Below are 18,172 nucleotides of genomic sequence, written 5' to 3'. Positions count from 1 at the left end.
CCAGACAAACGCCGCAATATCCGCGTATTTTCCAAATAGATCATCCACGAAGGATTAAGCAGGATTGGCCATGTTGGACCCGGCGGAGACCCCCGAGACCGGCGCGACGGATATTGCCATCGTGGGCATGGCGGCGCATCTGCCCGGCGCGGCCAGCGTCGATGCCTATTGGCAGAACCTGCGCGCCGGGCTCTCGGCGATCCGGCGTCTGAGCGAGGAGGAGCTGCGCGAGGCCGGCGAGGCCCCCGGCATGATCCGCCGCCGCGACTACGTGCCCTTTGCCGCGCCGCTCGACGGCTTCGAGATGTTCGACGCGGAGTTCTTCGGCTTCTCCCCGAAGGAGGCGGCGATCCTCGATCCCCAGCACCGCCGCTTCCTCGAGGTCGCCTGGGAGGCGATGGAGAACGCGGGCCATGTGCCACAGGGCTTCCCCGGCGCCGTCGGCGTCTACGGCGGCTGCGGCATGGGCAGCTATTTCTACTTCAACATCTGCTCGAACCCCGAGCTGGTCGACCAGACCGGCATGTTCCTGCTGCGCCATACCGGCAACGACAAGGACTTCCTGACCACCCGCGCGAGCCATGTCTTCGACCTCAAGGGCCCCTCGCTCAGCCTGCAGACCGCCTGTTCGACCTCGCTTGTGGCCACCCATTACGCCGCCCAGGCGCTGCTTGCGGGCGAATGCGACATGGCGCTGGCCGGCGGGGTCACCATCGAGCTGCCGCAGGGGCGCGGCTATCTCTACAAGGAGAACGAAATCCTCTCGCCCGACGGGGAATGCCATGCCTTCGACCACCGCGCCGCCGGCACGGTCTTCGGCTCGGGCGCGGGCGTGGTGGTGCTGCGCCGGCTCGCCGATGCGCTGGCTGACGGCGACCATGTCTGGGCGGTGATCAAAGGCAGTGCGGTCAACAACGACGGCGCCGACAAGGCGGGCTACCTCGCGCCCTCGGTCGGCGGCCAGGCGGCGGCGATCTCCGAGGCGCAGGCCATCGCCGATGTCGACGCGCGCAGCATCGGCTACGTCGAATGCCACGGCACCGGCACCTACCTCGGCGATCCGATCGAGGTGGCGGCCCTGACCCAGGCCTTCCGCGAGACGACCGAGGACAATGGCTTCTGCCGCATCGGCTCGGTCAAGACCAACATCGGGCACCTCGATACCGCGGCGGGGGTGGCGAGCCTGATCAAGGCCTCGCTGTCGCTGCACCACGCCGAGATCCCGCCGAGCCTCGGCTACGAGGCGCCGAACCCGGCGATCGACTTCGCGGGCTCGCCCTTCCGGGTGAACGACCGGCTGACGCCCTGGCCCGAGGCCGCCCGCCAGCCGGGTTTGCCGCGTCGCGCCGGGGTCAACTCGCTGGGCGTCGGCGGCACCAACGCGCATCTGATCCTCGAGGAGGCGCCCGCGCGCGGTGCCTCGGAGGCGCCGGAGTTCCCCTTCCAGATCCTCACGCTTTCGGCCCGGAAGAAGACCGCGCTTGAGGGCAATGCCGCCCGGCTCGCGGGCTGGCTGAAGGCCCATCCCGAGGCCGAGCTGGCCGATGTCGCCTATACCCTGAAGGAGGGTCGCGCCGCCTTCGCCGAACGCCGCGTGGTCGTCGCCGAGACCCCCGGCGAGGCCGCCGAGATGCTCGAGCGCGGCGACCCGCGCCGGGTCTTCACCCACCGCGCGCTGAGCGCCCCGGACGTGGCCTTCCTGCTGCCCGGCGGCGGGGCGCAATACCCGCAGATGGCCAAGGGCCTCTACGAGACCGAGCCGGTCTTCGCCGAATGGATGGACCGTGGGCTCGATCACCTGGCCGGGTTGACCGGCGGCGACCCGCGCGCCGACTGGCTGGCCGCCCCGGGCGCCGAGGCCGAGGCGCGGCTCCTCAAGCCCTCGGTTCAGCTGCCGCTGATCCTGGTGACCGAGATCGCCCTGGCGCGGCTCTGGGAAAGCTGGGGGGTGACGCCCGCGGCGCTGATCGGCCATTCCATGGGCGAGAACGCGGCGGCCTGCCTGGCCGGCGTCATGCGCTTCGAGGAGGCCATCGGCCTCGTGCATCTGCGCGGCGCGCTCTTCGACACGGTGCCGCGCGGGGGGATGCTCTCGGTGCCGCTCTCCGAGGCGGCGCTGCTGCCCTATCTCGGCGAGGAGCTCGACATCGCCTCGGTCAACGGCGCGCAGCTCAGTGTGGCGACCGGCCCCGAGGCGGCGCTCGAGGCGCTGGCCGAGCGGCTTGCGGGCGAGGGCATCGAGAGCCAGCGCATCGGCATCGACATCGCCGCGCACAGCCGGATGCTCGACCCGATCCTGCCGGCCTTCCGCGACTACCTGGCCGGGCTCGACCTGCGGCCGCCGGAAATCCCGATCATGTCGAACCGCAGCGGCGACTGGCTGACCGCCGAAGAGGCGACGGACCCCGACTACTGGGTCGCCCACCTGCGCCACACCGTGCGCTTCGCCGACGGGCTGGCGCGGCTCGCCGAGCCCGAGAACCGCGTGCTGCTCGAGGTCGGGCCGGGCCATGCGCTGGGCGCGCTTGCGCGGCAGCAGCCGCAGATCGGCGCCAACCGGGTGGTCTCGAGCCTGCGCCATCCGCAGGACGTCATCGCCGACGACCGCCACTTCCACGAGGTTCTGGGCCGGCTTTGGGCGCTGGGCGTCGCGGTCGACTGGGACCAGGTCTGGGGCGAGGCGCGCCGGTTGCGCCTGCCGCTGCCGAGCTACGCCTTCCAGCACGCGCCCTATTTCATCGCGCCGGGCCATGCGGCCAGCGACACCGCCGACCGCTACCCCGCGCGCAGCGACGACATGGCCGACTGGGGCGCGGTGCCGGTCTGGCGGCCGCGCGCCGCCGAGGTGCCGGTCGACGTGGAGCATGACCTGGGGCTGCTGGCGCCGCAGACCTGGCTGGTCTTCGCCGATGCCGCGGGGCTGGCAGAACGCGCCATGGCGCCGCTCCGCGCCGCCGGACACCGGGTCATCGAGGTGCGCCCCGGCGACACCTTCGCGCGGCTCTCCGAGGACCGCTACGCCCTGGCGCCCGAGCGCGGGCGCGAGGGCTACGACCTGCTCCTGGCCGATCTCGACGCGCGCGGCCTCTCGCCCGGACGGATCGCGCATTTCTGGCTGGTCACCGCCGAAGAGGGCCACCGCCCCGGCTCCAGCTTCTTCCACCGGCTGCAGGAACAGGGGTTCTACTCGCTGCTCTTCCTCGCCCAGGCGCTTGTTGACGAGGGGCTGACCGGCCTGCATCTGGACGTGGTGACCTCGGGCGCGGCAGCGCTGCGCGACGCGCCGCTGGCCCATCCCGCCAAGGCGCTGATCGCGGGGCCGCTGCGGGTGATCCCGCGCGAGGTGCCGGGCTTGAGCTTCGCTGCGCTCGACGTGGCGCTGCCCGAGACGCCCCGGCGCGGGCTCTTCGCCAGGGCCGACCGGGGGACCGAGGCCGCCTGGAAGGGGCTCGCCCGACAGGTCACCGAAGAGCTGATCTGCCCGCCCGCCCCGCGCGAGGCCGCCCTGCGCGGCGGCCGCCGCTTCGAACGCGGGCTGAACCCGCTGCCGCTGCCCGCGCCCGAGGGCGCTCCCCCGGCGCTCACCGGCACGCTGCTCATCACCGGCGGTTTCGGCGGCATCGCCCGGACGCTCGCCCGCGCGGCGGCGGCCCCGGGCGTGCGGCTGATCCTGGCGGCGCGCAGCGCGCTGCCCCCGCGCGCGGACTGGGCCGAATACCGCCGCCGCCACGCGCCCCACGACCCCGTCAGCCGCGCCATCGCCCATGTCGAGGCGCTCGAGGCGGCGGGCGCCGAGGTCATGGCCGAGGCCGTCGATGTCACCAACCTCGAGGCCATGCGCGCGCTTTGCGAAAAGGCCGAGGCACGCTTCGGCCGGATCACCGGGGTGATCCACGCGGCGGGCCGGCTGTCGGACCAGCCTTTCCTCGGGCTCGGCCCAGCGGACGTCGAGGACACGCTGGCGCCGAAGCTGCACGGCGCCGATGTGATCGACCGGCTGTTCCCCGACGGCAGCACCGACTGGATCGCGCTCTTCTCCTCGGTCTCGACATTGGCCGCGGCGGCGGGGCAGCTCGATTACGTCGCCGCCAACGAATACCTCAACGCCCTGGCGCAGGCGCGCGCGGGCGGGCGCACCCGGGTCGTGGCGCTCAACTGGGGCATCTGGGCCGAAGCCGGCATGGCCGCCGAGGCGCTGGCCCGCCGCATCGGCGAGGCGTCGCCCGCGCCCGAGGAGCCGGTGACCCGCCCGCTTCTGGACTGCATGGGCTTCGACGCCGAGGGGCGGCGCGTCTTCCGCAGCCGCTTCACCACCGCCGACTGGGTGATCGACGAACACCGCACCCGGGCGGGGCTGGCGCTGTTGCCCGGCTCGGCCTGCGTCACCCTGGCCGCCCATGCGCTGGCCGAGGCCGGCGAGGACCGCGCCTTCGAGATCCGCGACCTCGCCTTCCTGCGGCCGCTGACCGTCTCGGAGGAGACCCCGCGCGAGGTCACCCTGCGGCTCACCCGCACCGAGGCGGGCTACACGCTCGAGCTGCTGCACGCCGCCCGCGCCCAGGGCCGCGAGGGGCTGTTGCGCTTCGCCGAGGCCGAGATCGCGCTGTCCGCGCTGGGCCCCGCGCCGCGCATCGACCCCGAGGCGATCCGCGCCCGCCTGCCCGCGCCCGAGCGCGCGGCGCCAGGCCTGAGCCTCACCACCGGGCAGGAGCGGCACCTGGCCTTCGGCCCGCGCTGGCGCGGCCTTGTGGCGCGCAGCCTCACCGCCCGGGAAGGGCTCGCCGAGCTGGCCCTTCCCGAGGCGGGGGAGGGCGACGACTGCCTGATCCATCCCGCGCTCTTCGACATCGCCACCGGCTGGGCGATGGAGCTGATCGAGGGCTACGAGGCGCGCCACCTCTGGGCGCCGATCTCCTACGGGCGGGCGCGCATCTGGGGGCCGCTGCCGGAGCGGCTCCTGAGCTGGGTGCGCCCCAGCGCCGGCGGCGAGACCAGCCGCGAGAGCGCCAGCTTCGATGTCACCCTCGCGGCCCCCGACGGCACCGTGGTGATCGAGATCCACGGCTTCGCGATCCGGCGGCTCGACGACCCCGCGGCGCTGGGCCAGGCCCGCGCGCCCACCCCCGCCGAGATCGAGGGCGCCGAGGGCGGCGCGGCCCAGCCGCTCTCGCCCGGCGAGACGCTTCTGCAGCACAACCTCTCGCAGGGCATCCGCCCCGAGGAAGGCGCCGAGGCCTTCGCCCGCGCCATGGCCAGCGGCGCGCGGGTTGTAGCGGTGAGCCCGGTGCCCGTCGAGGCGCTGCGCCGCCAGGCGGCGCTGGCGGCCGCGCCCGAAAGCACCGCCCAGAGCTTCGAGCGCCCCGAGCTCGACGGCGATTTCGCCGCCCCCGAGACCGACATCGAAAAGCGCCTCGCGGGGTTCTGGGAGGACCTCCTGGGGGTGCGCAACGTCGGCGTGGACGACAGTTTCTTCGACCTCGGCGGGCACAGCCTGATCGCCGTGCGGCTCTTCTCCATGGTCAAGAAGACCTACCGCGTCGACTTCCCGATCTCGGTCCTCTTCGAGGCGCCGACGATCCGCCAATGCGCGGCACTGATCGCCGAGAAGGCGGGGCTCTCCGACCAGCCCGCCGGCAGCGAGGCCGCGCGCCCGGCGCTGACCCGCCCCGAGCGGCGCTTTGCCCATGTCGTGCCCATGCACGAGGGCGAACCGGGCCCCCGGCGGCCCTTCTTCCTGGTCGCGGGCATGTTCGGCAACGTGCTGAACCTGCGGCACCTGGCGCTTCTCTTGGGCCGCGACCGGCCCTTCTACGGGCTCCAGGCCAAGGGGCTCTACGGCGACGAGGCCCCGCATGAGACCATCGAGGAGGCCGCCCGCGACTACATCGCCGAGATGAAGCGCATCCAGCCCGAGGGCCCCTATCTGGTCGGCGGCTTCTCGGGCGGCGGCATCACCGCCTTCGAGATCGCCCGTCAGCTCGAGGCGCTGGGCGACGCCGTGGCGCTGGTCGCCATGCTCGACACCCCGCTGCCGCAGAAGCGTCCGCTGCTGGCGGTCGACCGGGCGGTGATCCAGCTGCAGGAAGCGCGCCGCAAGGGCTTCGGCTACCCGCTGGTCTGGGCCCGCAACCGGATCCGCTGGGAGATCGAGAAACGCCGCGCGCGCGGCGCCACCGAGATGGCCGAGGCCTTCCACAACCTCGAGATCGAGGCCGCCTTCCTGGGCGCCGTGGCGCGCTACGAGCCCGCGCCCTATGCCGGGCGGGTGGCGCTTTTCCGGCCGCCGCTCCGGGCCAAGTGGCGGGTCGCGGGCGGGCGGCTCGTCAACGACGAACGCGCCTATCTGACCCATGACAACGACTGGGGCGGGCACCTCTCGGACCTCGAGGTCATCGAGGTGCCGGGCGATCACGACAGCATGGTGCTGGAGCCCAACGTGCGGGTGCTGGCCCAGGCCCTGCGAAGGGTCCTGCAGGAGGCCGAGCGCGGCAGCCCCGAAAGCGCGGTCCTGCCCTTCCGCCCGACCGAGGCCGCCGAATGAGCGCCCGGGTCGAGCGGCTCCTCGCGGTGCTCCTGAACTGGCGGAGCGCCGAGATGACGGCGCGCGCGCTGGACGCGCTGGCCGCGGCGCTCGACGGTCTCGACGCCGAGATCGTGGTGGTCGACAACGACAGCGGCGACGGCTCGGAAGAGGCCCTGCGCGCCAGGGTCGCCGGGCGCGACTGGCCGGTGCCCGTGCGCGTGGTGCAATCGGGCCGGAACGGCGGCTACGGGGCGGGCAACAACGTCGGCATCCGCGCCGGTCGCGCCGACGGGCAGCGCCCCGATGCGGTCTACCTGCTGAACTCCGACGCCTTCCCCGAGCCCGAGGCCGTGCGGGTGCTTGTCGATCACCTGAACGCCCACCCTGATGTCGGCATGGCGGGCTCGCAGCTCTACAGCGACGACGACCCCTGCCATGCCACCGCCTTCCGCTTCCCGGGGCTGGCCTCGGAGTTCGAGCAATGCGCGCGGACCGGGCCCATTTCGCGGCTCCTCTGGCGCTACCGGGTGCCGCTTTCGGACCTGTCGCGCCCGCGCCGCCCGGATTGGTTCGCCGGGGCCTCGGCGCTCTTCCGGCAGGAGGTGCTGGAGGAGGTCGGCCTCTTCGACGAGGGGTTCTTCCTCTATTTCGAGGAAACCGAGCTGTTCCACCGCGCCGCCCGCGCGGGCTGGCAGGCGGCTTATCTGCCCGCCAGCCGGGTGGAGCACATCGGTTCCGTCTCGACCGGCATGAAGACCTGGCGCGCGGTGCCGGACTACTGGTTCGACAGCCGCTGGCGCTATTTCGAGCGCTGCCACGGGCGCGGCTACGCGGCGCTTGCGACCCTGGCGCGGCTCGCGGGGCTTCTGGTCTGGAAGACCCGCCGGATCTTCGGGGCGCCCCGGCTCGACCCGCCGGGCACCTTCCGCCGCACCCTGCGGCACGGCTTGGGTCGGATGCTGCGCGGCGCGCCGGGGGCCTCCACCCCGCCCGTCGTGCCGTCTCGGTGCAGGAGTGAGTCATGAGTTTTTCCGCCATTCTGATCGGCAACGACCGGCTGACCCGCGAGGCGGGCGCCAAGCTTCTCTCCGCGGGCCATGCGATCACCGCCTGCGTGACCCGCGACGCGGAGGTCGCTGCCTGGGCCGGCACGCTGGACCTGCCCACCCTTGCCCCGGGTGCGGGCCTCGCCGAGCGGCTCGCGCCCCATGCCGCCGACTGGCTCTTGAGCGTGGCGAACCTCGATCTGCTGCCCGAGGCGGTGCTGGCGCTGGGCCGCAAGGGCGGGGTGAACTTCCACGACGGGCCGCTTCCGGCCTATGCCGGGCTCAACGCGCCGGTCTGGGCGCTCCTGAACGGCGAGACCCGGCACGGGATCACCTGGCACATGCTCGAGACGGGCGTCGACCGGGGCGACATCTTGGTCCAGCGCGGGGTGGAGATCACCCCCGAGGACAGCGCGCTGACGCTGAATACCAAGTGTTTCGCCGCGGCGCTCGACAGTTTCGACGCGGTGATCGCCGCGCTCGAGGCGGGTGCGCCCGAGGCCCTGCCGCAGCCCGAGAGCGGGCGCAGCTACTTTGGGCTGGCCGCCCGGCCCGCGCATCACGGCACGCTCGACCCCGCGCAGCCCGCCCGCGCGCTGGAGCGGCTGGTTCGGGCGCTCGACCATGGGCCCTATCCCAACCCGCTGGCGCTGCCGAAGCTCTGGACCGGGCAGGGGCTCTTCGCCATCGGCGCCGCGCGGGAGGCCGCGCTGACCGAAGGACAGGACGCGACCCCAGGCCGGGTGCTCGCGCGCGACGAGGCCGGGCTGACGCTGGCCACCGGGGCGGGCGCGCTGGTCCTGTCGGAACTGCTGCCGCTTCCGCCCGAGGCCGCGCTGCCCGAGGTCGGTGCGCTCCTGCCCGCGCCGCCCGAGGACGACCTCTCGGACCTTGCGCGCGGCGAGGCGCAGTGGCGCGCGCGGCTGCCCGGGTATGCGCCCGCGCGGCTGCCCGGCTTCGGCACGCCGGGCGGGGAGAGCCGTTCCTTCCCCGTGGAGCTGCCGCCCGAGGCGCTGGGCCTCCTGGCCGCGCGGCTCGCCCCCGGCGCGCGCACCGACATCGCGCTTCTGACGCCTGAGAGCCGCGCGCGGGCCGAGAGCGGGCTGGCGCTGCCCTGGATGCCCGTTCCGCTCGACACTCAAGGCCAGTCCGAAGACCTGCGCGCCCGCGTCGCCACGGCCTGCGCGGCGGCCCGCAAGACCGGCCCCATGGCCCGCGACCTGCCGCTGCGGTTGCCCGGCGCGGCCCCGCTGGAGCTGCCCGCGCTGGCGCTCAGCGAGAGCGCGGGCCCGCTGCCCGGCGCGCTGATCACGCTCGAGACCGGCGATGTCACGCTTCTGCACTACGACAGCGCCGCCATGACCGAAGAGGCCGCGCGCCTTGTCGCCGCCCGGCTGGGCGCGCTGGCCACCCACACCGGGCCGCTCGCCGAGGCGCCGCTTCTGACCCATGCCGAGCGGCGGCTCACGCTCGAGACCTGGAACGCCACCGAGGTGCCGGCGACCGACCGCACGATGCTCGATCGGTTCGAGGCCCAGGCCGCCGCCACCCCCGGGGCCGAGGCCGTGGTGCACGAGGACCAGGCGCTGAGCTACGCCGACCTCGACCAGATGGCCAACCGCATCGCGCATCTTTTGCGCGAAGAGGGCGCGGGCCCCGAAAGCGTGGTCGCCCTGCACCTCGCGCGGGGGCCGCGGCTCCTGGCCGCCGCGCTGGGCGTCCTCAAGGCGGGGGCGGGTTATCTGCCCGTCGACCCCGGCTATCCCGCCGAGCGCCAGGCGCATTACCTTTCCGACAGTGGCGCGTCAGTGGTGCTGACCGAAAGCGCCGTCGCCCGCGCCCTGCCGCGCCACGCCGCGCGCGAGATCCGGCTCGACATCGAGCCCCGGCTCTATGCCGCCGCCGCGACCCGGCCCGAGCCCGGCCCGGAGCCCGGCGCGCTGGCCTATCTGATCTATACCTCCGGCTCCACCGGCACGCCCAAGGGTGTCATGGTCGAACACGCGCAGGTCGCCAATTTCTTCACCGCCATGGACGCGGTGGTGCCCGATCCGGGCGGCACCTGGCTTGCGGTGACCAGCCTGAACTTCGACATCTCGGTGCTCGAGCTCTTCTACGCGGTCTCCCGCGGCTACAGGGTGATCATGGCCTCCGAAGAGGTGGCCAGCGGCGTCTCCTCGGGGCCGCGCCGGGCCAGCGGCATGGCGCTGTCGCTGTTCTACTGGGGCAATGACGACGGCGCGGGGCGCGAGAAATACCGCACCCTGCTGGAAGGCGCGAAATTTGCCGATGCCCATGGCTTCCGCGCGGTTTGGACGCCCGAGCGGCACTTCCATGCCTTCGGCGGGCCCTATCCCAACCCCGCGGTGACCGGCGCGGCGGTGGCGGGCGTGACCAGCCGGATCGGGGTGCGCGCGGGCTCCTGCGTGGCGCCGCTGCACCATCCCGCCCGGGTGGCCGAGGACTGGGCCGTGATCGACAACCTCACCGACGGGCGCGCGGGGCTCGCCATCGCCTCGGGCTGGCAGCCCGACGATTTCATCCTGCGCCCCGAGAACGCGCCGCCCGACAACAAGCGCGCCATGCTCGAGGCGATCGACCAGATCCGCCGGCTCTGGCGCGGCGAGGCGGTGGGCTTCCCGCGTGCCGACGGCAGCCTGCACGAGGTGGTGACCCAGCCCCGCCCGGTGAGCCGCGAGCTGCCGCTCTGGATCACCACGGCGGGCAATCCCGAGACCTGGAAAGAGGCCGGGCGGCTCGGGGCCAACGTGCTGACGCACCTCCTGGGCCAGAGCATCGCCGAAGTGGGCGAGAAGATCGCGCTCTACCGCCAGGCCCGCGCCGAGGCGGGGCACGATCCCAAGACCGGCGAGGTGGCGCTGATGCTGCACAGCTACCTCGCGCCCAGCCGCGAGGAAGCGCGCGAGACCGCCCGCGAGCCGATGAAGGACTACCTGCGCTCGGCCGCCGCGCTGATCAAGCAATACGCCTGGGCCTTCCCGGCCTTCAAGAAACCGCAAGGGGTGACCAACCCCATGCAGCTCGACCTCGGCAGCCTGTCCGAGGAGGAGCTGGAGGCGATCCTCGACCATGCCTTCGAGCGGTATTTCTCGGAATCGGGCCTCTTCGGCACGGTCGAGGACGCCGAGGCGCGGGTGGCCGAGCTGCAGGCCATCGGCGTCGACGAGGTCGCCTGCCTGATCGACTACGGCATCGCGCCCGAGCAAATCCTGGAAGGGCTGAAGCCCCTGGCCGAGGTGGTCGCCCGGGTCTCGGGCCCGGACCTGCCCGCCGAGGATGACTTCTCGGTCGCCGCCCAGATCCGCCGGCACGGGGTCACGCATCTGCAGTGCACCCCCTCGCTCATGCGGCTGATGCTGGCCGACGAGGGCGCCCGGGCGGCGCTGCGGGACCTGCGGCAGATCTTCCTCGGCGGCGAGGCGCTGCCCGGCCCGCTGGTCGCGGCCCTGGGCGAGGTCACCGAGGCGCGGGTCACCAATATGTATGGCCCGACCGAGACGACGATCTGGTCCGCCGCGGGCCCCGCCCGGGTGACCTCGGGCGTCGTGCCCATCGGCCCGCCGGTCGCCAATACCAGGCTCTACGTGCTCGACCCCGAGGGTGCGCCCTGCGCGCTGGGCCATCCGGGCGAGCTCTGGATCGGTGGGGCGGGCGTGGCGCGCGGCTACTGGCAGCGGCCCGAGCTGACCGAGGCGCGCTTTCGCCCCGATCCTTTCGCGGGCGGGCGGATGTATCGCACCGGCGACCTGGTGATGCGCCGCGCCGACGGCTGGCTGGAGTTCCTGGGCCGCGCCGACGGGCAGGTGAAGCTGCGCGGCATGCGGCTGGAGCTGGGCGAGGTCGAGGCCCGGCTCGAGGCGCTGCCCGGCGTCCGCCAGGCCGCGGCCATGGTGCGCGATGACCGGCTCCTGGCCTATGTCACCGGCGCGCCCGGCGAAGAGGCCGCCGCCAAGGCCTGGCTTTCCGAACGGCTGCCCGCCCATATGGTGCCCGCGCGGATCGTGACGCTGGAGGCGCTGCCGCTCACCCCCAACAAGAAGGTCGACCGGGCGCGGCTGCCCGAGCCGCCCGCGCCGGTTCTTTCGGCACCCGCCCCCGAGGCCCCGGCCCGGCGCGCCGCTCCGGGCGCCTCCGGCCCGGGCCGTGCCGATCCCGCCACGCTGGGCGAGCTGGGCGAGGTCTGGTCGGGCATCCTGGGCGTCGCGCGGGTCACTGGCGGCGACAATTTCTTCGCCCTCGGGGGGCATTCCCTGCTGGCGGTCGAGCTCTTCCGCGCGGTGCGGGAGCGTTTCGGCGTCACCGGCTTCGCGATCACCGATGTCTTCCGCTTCCCGACGCTCGGGGCCATGGCGGGGCGGGTGGCCGAACTGCGGGGCGATGCGCCCGAGGCCCCCGCCGCCGCACCCCCCGCCGCGGAAGGCACCGAGCCCGCCAGCCCGCCGCGCAACGCCCGCGCCGAGGCGCGGCGCGCGGCCATGGTCAAACGCCGCGCCATGCGCGCACGGGCGGGGGGCTGAGGGCGTGGCCGCGGCGGCGCTCGAGAGGATGATCGCCGGGCTCGGCGCGGCCTGGCCCCGTGGCGTCGCGGTGGCGATCTGCGCGCCCGACCCCGAGGCGCGCGGGCTCTACCCGGTCGAGGAAGCCGCCGTGGCCCGCGCCGTGGCGGGCCGCCGCTCGGAGTTTGCCGGGGGCCGCCGCGCTGCCCGCCGGGCGCTGGCCGCGCTGGGCCATCCGCCGGTGGCGATTCCCATGGCCGAGGACCGCTCTCCGGTTTGGCCCGAGGGCTTCGTCGGCAGCGTGTCGCATTGCGCGGCGGCCTGCATCGCCGTGGTCGCCCGCACCGAGGGTTTCGCCGCGCTGGGCGTCGACATCGAACCCTACGACCCCTTGCCCGAGGACCTCCTGCCCGAGATCGGCTCGGAGGCGGAGCTGGCGGGCGTCGGCCCCGACCGCAGGCTGGCCGGGCGGCAGCTCTTCTCGGCGAAGGAGGCCGCCTACAAGGCGCAATACCCGCTGTCGCGCACGCTTTTCGGCTTCGACGGGCTGCGCTACGACGCCGGCGCCCGGGCGTTGCGCTTCGCCCGCCCGGTGCCGCCCTTCGCGCGCGGCCAGGCGATCCCGGTCAGCCAGTGGACCGGCGATGGGCTCTGCCTGTCGCTCTCTGCCCTGACGGCGGCCTGAGCGCGGGGACAGGCGAAATGTGGCAGGAATTTCCGAATGCGGGACGCTCTGTTTCCGTCCAAGGCGCGGACAAACGTGGCAATAATCGGGCAGCGCCCGTACATTGTGGCGGAAGCGTGACCGCCGCGCGGCGGTTTCGCGGACTTGCGCATTGGGGGCCTCTTTGCGGGAGTAATAGGTAGATGTTGCAGTTTCAGACGCCCGAAGAAGTCTTCGCGGCGCTCAGGCGCCGTGCGCCCGCCATGGCCATCGTCATTGTGCTGGGCTGCGTGCTCTCGGTGCTATTCGCGCTGGGCCAGCAGAAGCTCTATCTCGCCACCGCGGTGGTGCAGGTCGAGGGCGCGCGCATCCAGGCCGCCGAGGACGGCGCCGACATGGGCGCGGAATCGGTGCGCCGGATCGAGCTGATCAAGCAGCGCATGACCGCCTCGGACACGCTGCTGACCATCGGGGACGAGATCGGCATGTTCACCCCCGACGACCCCGAGGCCGAGCCCCTGAACCGCAGCTCCAAGCTGGCCGTCATGCGCGCCTCGATCGAGGTCTCGGAGGTTGCCGACGACCGCATCGGCCAGCCCCGGATCGCGCCTTTCGCGCTGATCATCGAGGCGACGACCGACGACCCCGAGCGCACCGCCGAACTGGCCAACCGGGTGATGATGGCGGGTATCGACGAGGCCCGGCGGCAAAGTCTGTCCCGCGCCGCCGATGCGTTGGCCTTCTTCGACGAGGAGACCGCGCGGCTCGAAGGCGCCATCGCCGAGGCCGAGGCCGAGCTGGCCGAGTTCCGCCGCGAATACGACCAGAGCCTGCCCGGCGCGGTCAGCGTCTTGCGCGGCCAGCGCGGCGCGCTGGAGGAGACCGCCTTCAACATCGACCGCGACATCGCCGAGCTGGAAAGCACCGTGACCCGCCAGCGCGACACCGTGCGCGACCGCGAGATTTCGCTGCTCGAGGAACAGAAGGCGCTGATCGAGGCGCGCATCGCCGAGATCGACGCCGCCATCGCCCGCGCGCCTGAAGTGGCCCGCGACCTCGCGGTGATCGAGCGGCGGATCAGCAACCTGCAGGAGCAATACAGCACCGTGGTGCGCCAGCGCGCCGATGCCGAGCTCGACCAGGTGCTTGAGGCGCAGGACCAGTCGGACCGGCTGACGGTGCTGGAACGCGCGGTGCCGCCGGACGAATCCTTCTCGCGCAGCCGCAAGTCGATCGCGCTGATCGGCGCAGTCCTGAGCGGCGCGCTGGCGCTGGGGCTGGCCTATGCGCTGGAGCTGTTCAACCCCGCGATCCGCAGCGCCGCGCAGCTCGAGCGGCGGCTCGGCATCACCCCGGTGATCAGCGTGCCCGTGGTCGACCGCCGCCGCCCCGGCTGGGGGCGGCGCATCGGCGTGCTGGCGGGTCTCGCCGGGCTCGCCGCGGCGGTGCTGGCGGGGCTGCAGTTCTTCGGCAGCCGGCTGTCGGATCCGGGCTTCTGGGGCCGGTTCCTACCGCGGCGCGTGTGGGGCTGAGAGGGCAGGTTTGCCGGTTCGCCTAGCCTGAAGCCGCAGGGGGGGGGGTGGCGGCCCGCATTTCGTAGTCTCTGGAAAAGCGAGAGTCCTGGCTTGGGCGCGCACGCGCGACGGCCAGCCCCGCGCCCCGAAGCCCCCGCTCGCGTCAGTAACTGTATTTCCGCGCCGAGGAGCCCTCGGCCCGGTTCATCACCACGCCCAGAAGCGGCGTCTCGGTCCCGAGGCGGCGCTCCACCTCGCGGATCTCGCGCTCGGTCGTCAGCCCGCCGCCGACCACCAGGATCACCGCATCGAGGCAGGGCCGCATGGCGATCACGTCGTCGCCGTAAAGCGCGGGCGGCATGTCGAAGAGCATCACGTCGGGGTCGTAGTTCTCTTCGATCGTGGCCAGCGTCCGCGCGGTGCGCGGGTCCTGCAGGAGCTCCGAGGCATAGGTCTCGGGCGCCTCGTTGAACCCCACGGCGAGGTTGTGGCCCGCGTGAATCGCGTTCGGCCCGACCCGGCGCAGATGGTCCGCCGGCGTCACCTGGCCGCGGAACATGTTGCCGATCACCCCGGTGCCGCGCAGCCCGAAGACCTTGCCCAGAGAGGGGTTCCGCAGGTCGGTGTCGAAGAGGATCGTCCGGCAGTTCTCCTGCCGCGCCAGGCTGATGGCGAGATTTGCGGCGGTGAAGGTCTTGCCGCAGCCCTGGGTCGGCGAGGTGATCGCGACGCGGGTCCAGCCGCGCTCGCTCAGCGCCTGGAGAAGCCGGGTGCGCAGCACGTCGAAGGAGGAATAGGCCGGGTCGTAGCGGCTCGCGGTGATGATCCGGTTGCGGTCGAGCATCCGCTCGTCGAGCGCGAATGGCTGGAGCCGCGCCCAGAGCCGATCCGCGGCGGCGCTGTCCCGCTCGCCCAAGTCGGGGCGGGTGGGGGCTGCGGTCTGGGCTGCGGACGGCGCGTCGGCGGGCGGGGTGTCGTGATGCGCTTCGGTCGGGTGTGCGGTTGGGGCTTCGCGGGATGGATCGACCGGGGCGGGCTCCGGGGCGGGCGTGGGCTCCGACGCGACAGGCGTGGGCTCCGAGTCGACAGGGCCAGGCTCCGGCGCGAGCCGGCCCTCGGCCTCCGGTGCGCCCTGCGCCACGGCGTCATTTTCGCTCACCGAGCTGTCCGCCGCGTCGCGCCTCTCGTCCCGCGGGGATGTCTCGTCCGCAGGCGCCGTCAGGTCCTCAACCTCCTCCTCCCGCGCAGGCGGAGCCACGCGGCGCGGGGTGACGGGGGTGCTTTCCTCGGGGCTCTGCCGAGCGGGCGAATTGCGGCGGCGAAAGGTGCGGCGGCGGGGCAGGGGGGCCTCGCTTTCGGGGCCCTCGCGGCCCTCGGCCTCGCGGGTCTCCTCGGGGGCCTGCTGCGGCGCCGCGCTCTTCTGCTGCCGGATGTTGCGGTCGCGCGTCATCGCCTGCCCTCCACCCTGCGGCGGGGGGGCTCGAGGCGCGTCGCGCGCGCCGTCATGCGATCGGTTCCCTGCATCGAATTGCCTGCCAGTCTGGCCGTTTCCCGGCGGATATGCACGGTTAAAGCGGTAAATTCTGTCCAAAGTTGGGTCAAATCGCGGGGATTGTTGACCACCCGGGCGCAAAGCCTCGGCCCGGTGTCAGCCCGGCCCGCGGTATTCGATCAGCCCCAGCCGCCGGCCCGTCGCCCGGCGCAGATGGTAGCGCAACATGCCTTGGAGGCCCGGCAGTTTCGCCAGGGTGAACAGCGCCGCGAAACCGCGCGCGTCGTCCGGCGGCACGCCCTCGCTCCGCAGGCTGCGGTAGCTGCGCCAGGTGCTCAGGCCCCAGGCGAGCGGCGGCAGCAGCGCCAGCGGCGGGGCGGCGAGAAGCCCCAGCAGGAACACCAGCGGCAGCGCACCGCCGTAGACCCAGGCGCGCAGCCGTTCGGCGCGCCGCGCGCCGGGGTGTTTTGCAGCCAGCTGCGCCAGCCCGTGCCCGGCCCGTTCGGTGCGCCGCCACCACTCGGACAGCCGCGTCATGCCCGCGTCATGGGTGACCATCTCGCGGGGCAGCCGCTCCAGCGCGTGACCCTCGGCCAGAAGCCGCAGGCAGAGGTCCTCCTCCTCCGAGGCGATCAGCGCCGGGTCAAAGCCGCCCACCGCGTCGAACGCCGCGCGGCGCAGCATGAGGTTGCCGGTGCAGCTGTCGATCGGCCCCGCCGGGGCGCGCCATTCCCAGTCGATCAGCCGGTTGTAGATCGAGGCCTCCGGCGCCTCCTCCCGGGCCCAGCCGGTGATGAGCGCGTGACCGGGATGCGTCGCGAGGAACTCCCGCGCGGCCTCGGTCCAGCCGGGCACCAGCAGGCAGTCGCCGTCGAGGAACATCAGAAGCGGCGCGGGGTCTTCCAGCGCGGCGGCCCCGGCGTTGCGTGCGCGCGCGGCGGTGAAGGGGCGGTCCGGGTCCAGCGCCACCACCCGGGCGCCCGCCGCTTCGGCCAGCGCGGGGCTGCCGTCGGTCGAGCCCGAATCGACATAGACCAGCCGCGCGCCGGTGGCCTTGGCCGCGGCGAGGGTGGCGGGCAGGCGGCGGGCCTCGTTGCGCCCGATCAGCACGATGTCGAGCGCGCTCACGGGTCCGCCTCGAAAAGCGCAGAGAGCTGGCGGGCAGAATGGCGCACGTCGAACTCCGCTTCGACCTTGGCGCGGGCGGCCCGGCCCATGGCACGGGCGCTCTCGGGGTCCGAGAGCATCTGCCCCAGCGCCTCGGTCAGCGCCTCGAGGTTGCCCGGCGGCACCAGCCGGCCCGAGACGCCGTCCTCGATCAGCTCGGGGATGCCCGCGATCCGGGTCGAGATCACCGCGCGTTCGGCGGCCATGGCCTCCATCAGCACCACCGGCACGCCCTCGGCGAAGCTCGGCAGGCACAAGAGGTCGGTGCGGGCCAGTTCCTCGGCGACCCGCTCGGGCGGTTGGTAGCCGAGAAAGGTGACGCGGTCCGTGAGCCCCAGCGCGGCGACCCGGGCCTCGAGCGCCGCGCGGTCCGGCCCGTCGCCGAGATAGGTCAGCCGCGCCTCGGGATGCGCCTCGGAAAGGCGCGCCAGCGCCTCGAGCAGCAGGCGCGGCCCCTTCAGCCCGACGATCCGGCCGACGAACAAGAGGTTCCGCCCGGCAAACGCGCCGCCGCGATACTCCTCGGGGATCACGCCGCAATGCACGATCCTGAGCTTCGGCCAGTCCTCGGGATCGGTGAAACACATGAGCTGGGAGCGCGCGAAATCCGAGATGCAGGCCACGAAGGCCGCGTGCCGGGTCTTGGTGCCGAGGTGCCAGCGCGGGGCCTCGAAGAAGGTGTCGGGCCCGTGGATCGTGTAGCTGTAGGGAAGGTCGGCCAGTTCGGCGGCCAGCATGGTGACGTTCAGCGACTGCGAGGCCAGGTGATTGTGCAGATGCGCGACCCCTTGGGTCGTCAGGTGGCGGGCCAGCACCGCGGCCTCGGCGAAATAGAAAAGTTGGCGCAGATGCGCGCGCGGGCCCTCGGGCGCGGTCTTGAGTGCAAGCCGCAGGGCGCGCAGCCAGCGGCGCGGGTGGTGACGCAGGGCATGGGCATGGGCGCCGATCAGCTCCGCCGGGCGGCGGGCGGCCTCCAGCAGGTGCCAGGTCTTGGCCTGTTCGGCCTCCTGCGCGGGGCCGGAGAGCTCGCTGCGCGGGGTGCGGCGGACCGAGCAGGTCAGCACCTCGTGGCCCAGCGCCCGCAGAGCGGCGACCTCGCGCTCGATGAAGGTATGCGAGGCGCGGGGGTAATGGCCGGTGAGATAGGCGATGCGTTTCATGCGGGTCTCGGGAGGTCTTCAAGGGGCGGGCGGTGCGATTGGCGCGGGCCGCGCGGCAGGCCGGTCACGGACGGGGGCGGGTCTTTACG

At 73.3% G+C, this 18,172-nt stretch carries 8 protein-coding genes; 5 read left to right on the top strand and 3 right to left on the bottom strand.

The window, feature by feature from the left end:
- Positions 1-70 precede the first annotated feature (70 nt).
- The 5 genes from ACX938_RS09920 to ACX938_RS09900 all read left to right on the top strand — a co-directional run bounded on the left by ACX938_RS09920 (position 71) and on the right by ACX938_RS09900 (position 14,282).
- On the top strand, positions 71-6,541 hold the full coding sequence (locus ACX938_RS09920; RefSeq protein ID WP_459430921.1) for a type I polyketide synthase: 6,471 nt from the start codon (positions 71-73) through the stop codon (positions 6,539-6,541).
- Entirely contained in the window at positions 6,538-7,548 is a 1,011-nt protein-coding gene (locus ACX938_RS09915) for a glycosyltransferase family 2 protein (RefSeq protein ID WP_459430920.1), read from the top strand. The genes ACX938_RS09920 and ACX938_RS09915 overlap by 4 nt, the downstream gene beginning before the upstream one ends.
- Complete coding sequence (locus tag ACX938_RS09910; RefSeq protein ID WP_459430919.1) at positions 7,545-12,107, top strand: MupA/Atu3671 family FMN-dependent luciferase-like monooxygenase; 4,563 nt, start codon at positions 7,545-7,547, stop codon at positions 12,105-12,107. Before ACX938_RS09915 ends, ACX938_RS09910 begins: the two co-directional genes overlap by 4 nt.
- A gap of 4 nt (positions 12,108-12,111) precedes the next feature.
- On the top strand, positions 12,112-12,771 hold the full coding sequence (locus tag ACX938_RS09905) for a 4'-phosphopantetheinyl transferase family protein (protein WP_232753605.1): 660 nt from the start codon (positions 12,112-12,114) through the stop codon (positions 12,769-12,771).
- A 182-nt stretch (positions 12,772-12,953) separates the two neighbouring features.
- The gene (locus tag ACX938_RS09900; RefSeq protein WP_232753606.1) at positions 12,954-14,282 is read left to right on the top strand and encodes a GumC domain-containing protein; all 1,329 of its coding nucleotides are present in this window, start codon (positions 12,954-12,956) and stop codon (positions 14,280-14,282) included.
- A 145-nt stretch (positions 14,283-14,427) separates the two neighbouring features.
- Here ACX938_RS09900 and ACX938_RS09895 read toward each other — a convergent pair whose 3' ends face one another.
- The 3 genes from ACX938_RS09895 to ACX938_RS09885 form a co-directional block, all read right to left on the bottom strand.
- Positions 14,428-15,714 carry a P-loop NTPase gene (locus tag ACX938_RS09895; protein ID WP_459430918.1) on the bottom strand — a complete coding sequence of 429 codons (1,287 nt, stop codon included), beginning with the start codon at positions 15,712-15,714 and terminating at the stop codon, positions 14,428-14,430.
- 198 nt (positions 15,715-15,912) lie between these two features.
- Positions 15,913-16,884 carry a glycosyltransferase family 2 protein gene (locus ACX938_RS09890; protein ID WP_459430917.1) on the bottom strand — a complete coding sequence of 324 codons (972 nt, stop codon included), beginning with the start codon at positions 16,882-16,884 and terminating at the stop codon, positions 15,913-15,915.
- Positions 16,881-18,083, bottom strand: coding sequence for a glycosyltransferase (locus tag ACX938_RS09885; protein ID WP_459430916.1), 1,203 nt, complete (start codon positions 18,081-18,083; stop codon positions 16,881-16,883). Before ACX938_RS09885 ends, ACX938_RS09890 begins: the two co-directional genes overlap by 4 nt.
- Positions 18,084-18,172: the final 89 nt, after the last annotated feature.

This window comes from Roseivivax sp. (assembly GCF_054552075.1).
The sequence above is the reverse complement of the archived record's forward strand: the minus strand, read 5'-3'. Positions and strand labels throughout refer to the sequence as shown.

Bases quoted from the DNA above. Each gene is read 5' to 3' on its own strand.
- ACX938_RS09895 (WP_459430918.1), bottom strand. From the start codon at position 15,714: ATGACGCGCGACCGCAACATCCGGCAGCAGAAGAGCGCGGCGCCGCAG.
- ACX938_RS09910 (WP_459430919.1), top strand. From the start codon at position 7,545: ATGAGTTTTTCCGCCATTCTGATCGGCAACGACCGGCTGACCCGCGAG.
- ACX938_RS09920 (WP_459430921.1), top strand. From the start codon at position 71: ATGTTGGACCCGGCGGAGACCCCCGAGACCGGCGCGACGGATATTGCC.
- ACX938_RS09900 (WP_232753606.1), top strand. From the start codon at position 12,954: ATGTTGCAGTTTCAGACGCCCGAAGAAGTCTTCGCGGCGCTCAGGCGC.
- ACX938_RS09915 (WP_459430920.1), top strand. From the start codon at position 6,538: ATGAGCGCCCGGGTCGAGCGGCTCCTCGCGGTGCTCCTGAACTGGCGG.
- ACX938_RS09885 (WP_459430916.1), bottom strand. From the start codon at position 18,083: ATGAAACGCATCGCCTATCTCACCGGCCATTACCCCCGCGCCTCGCAT.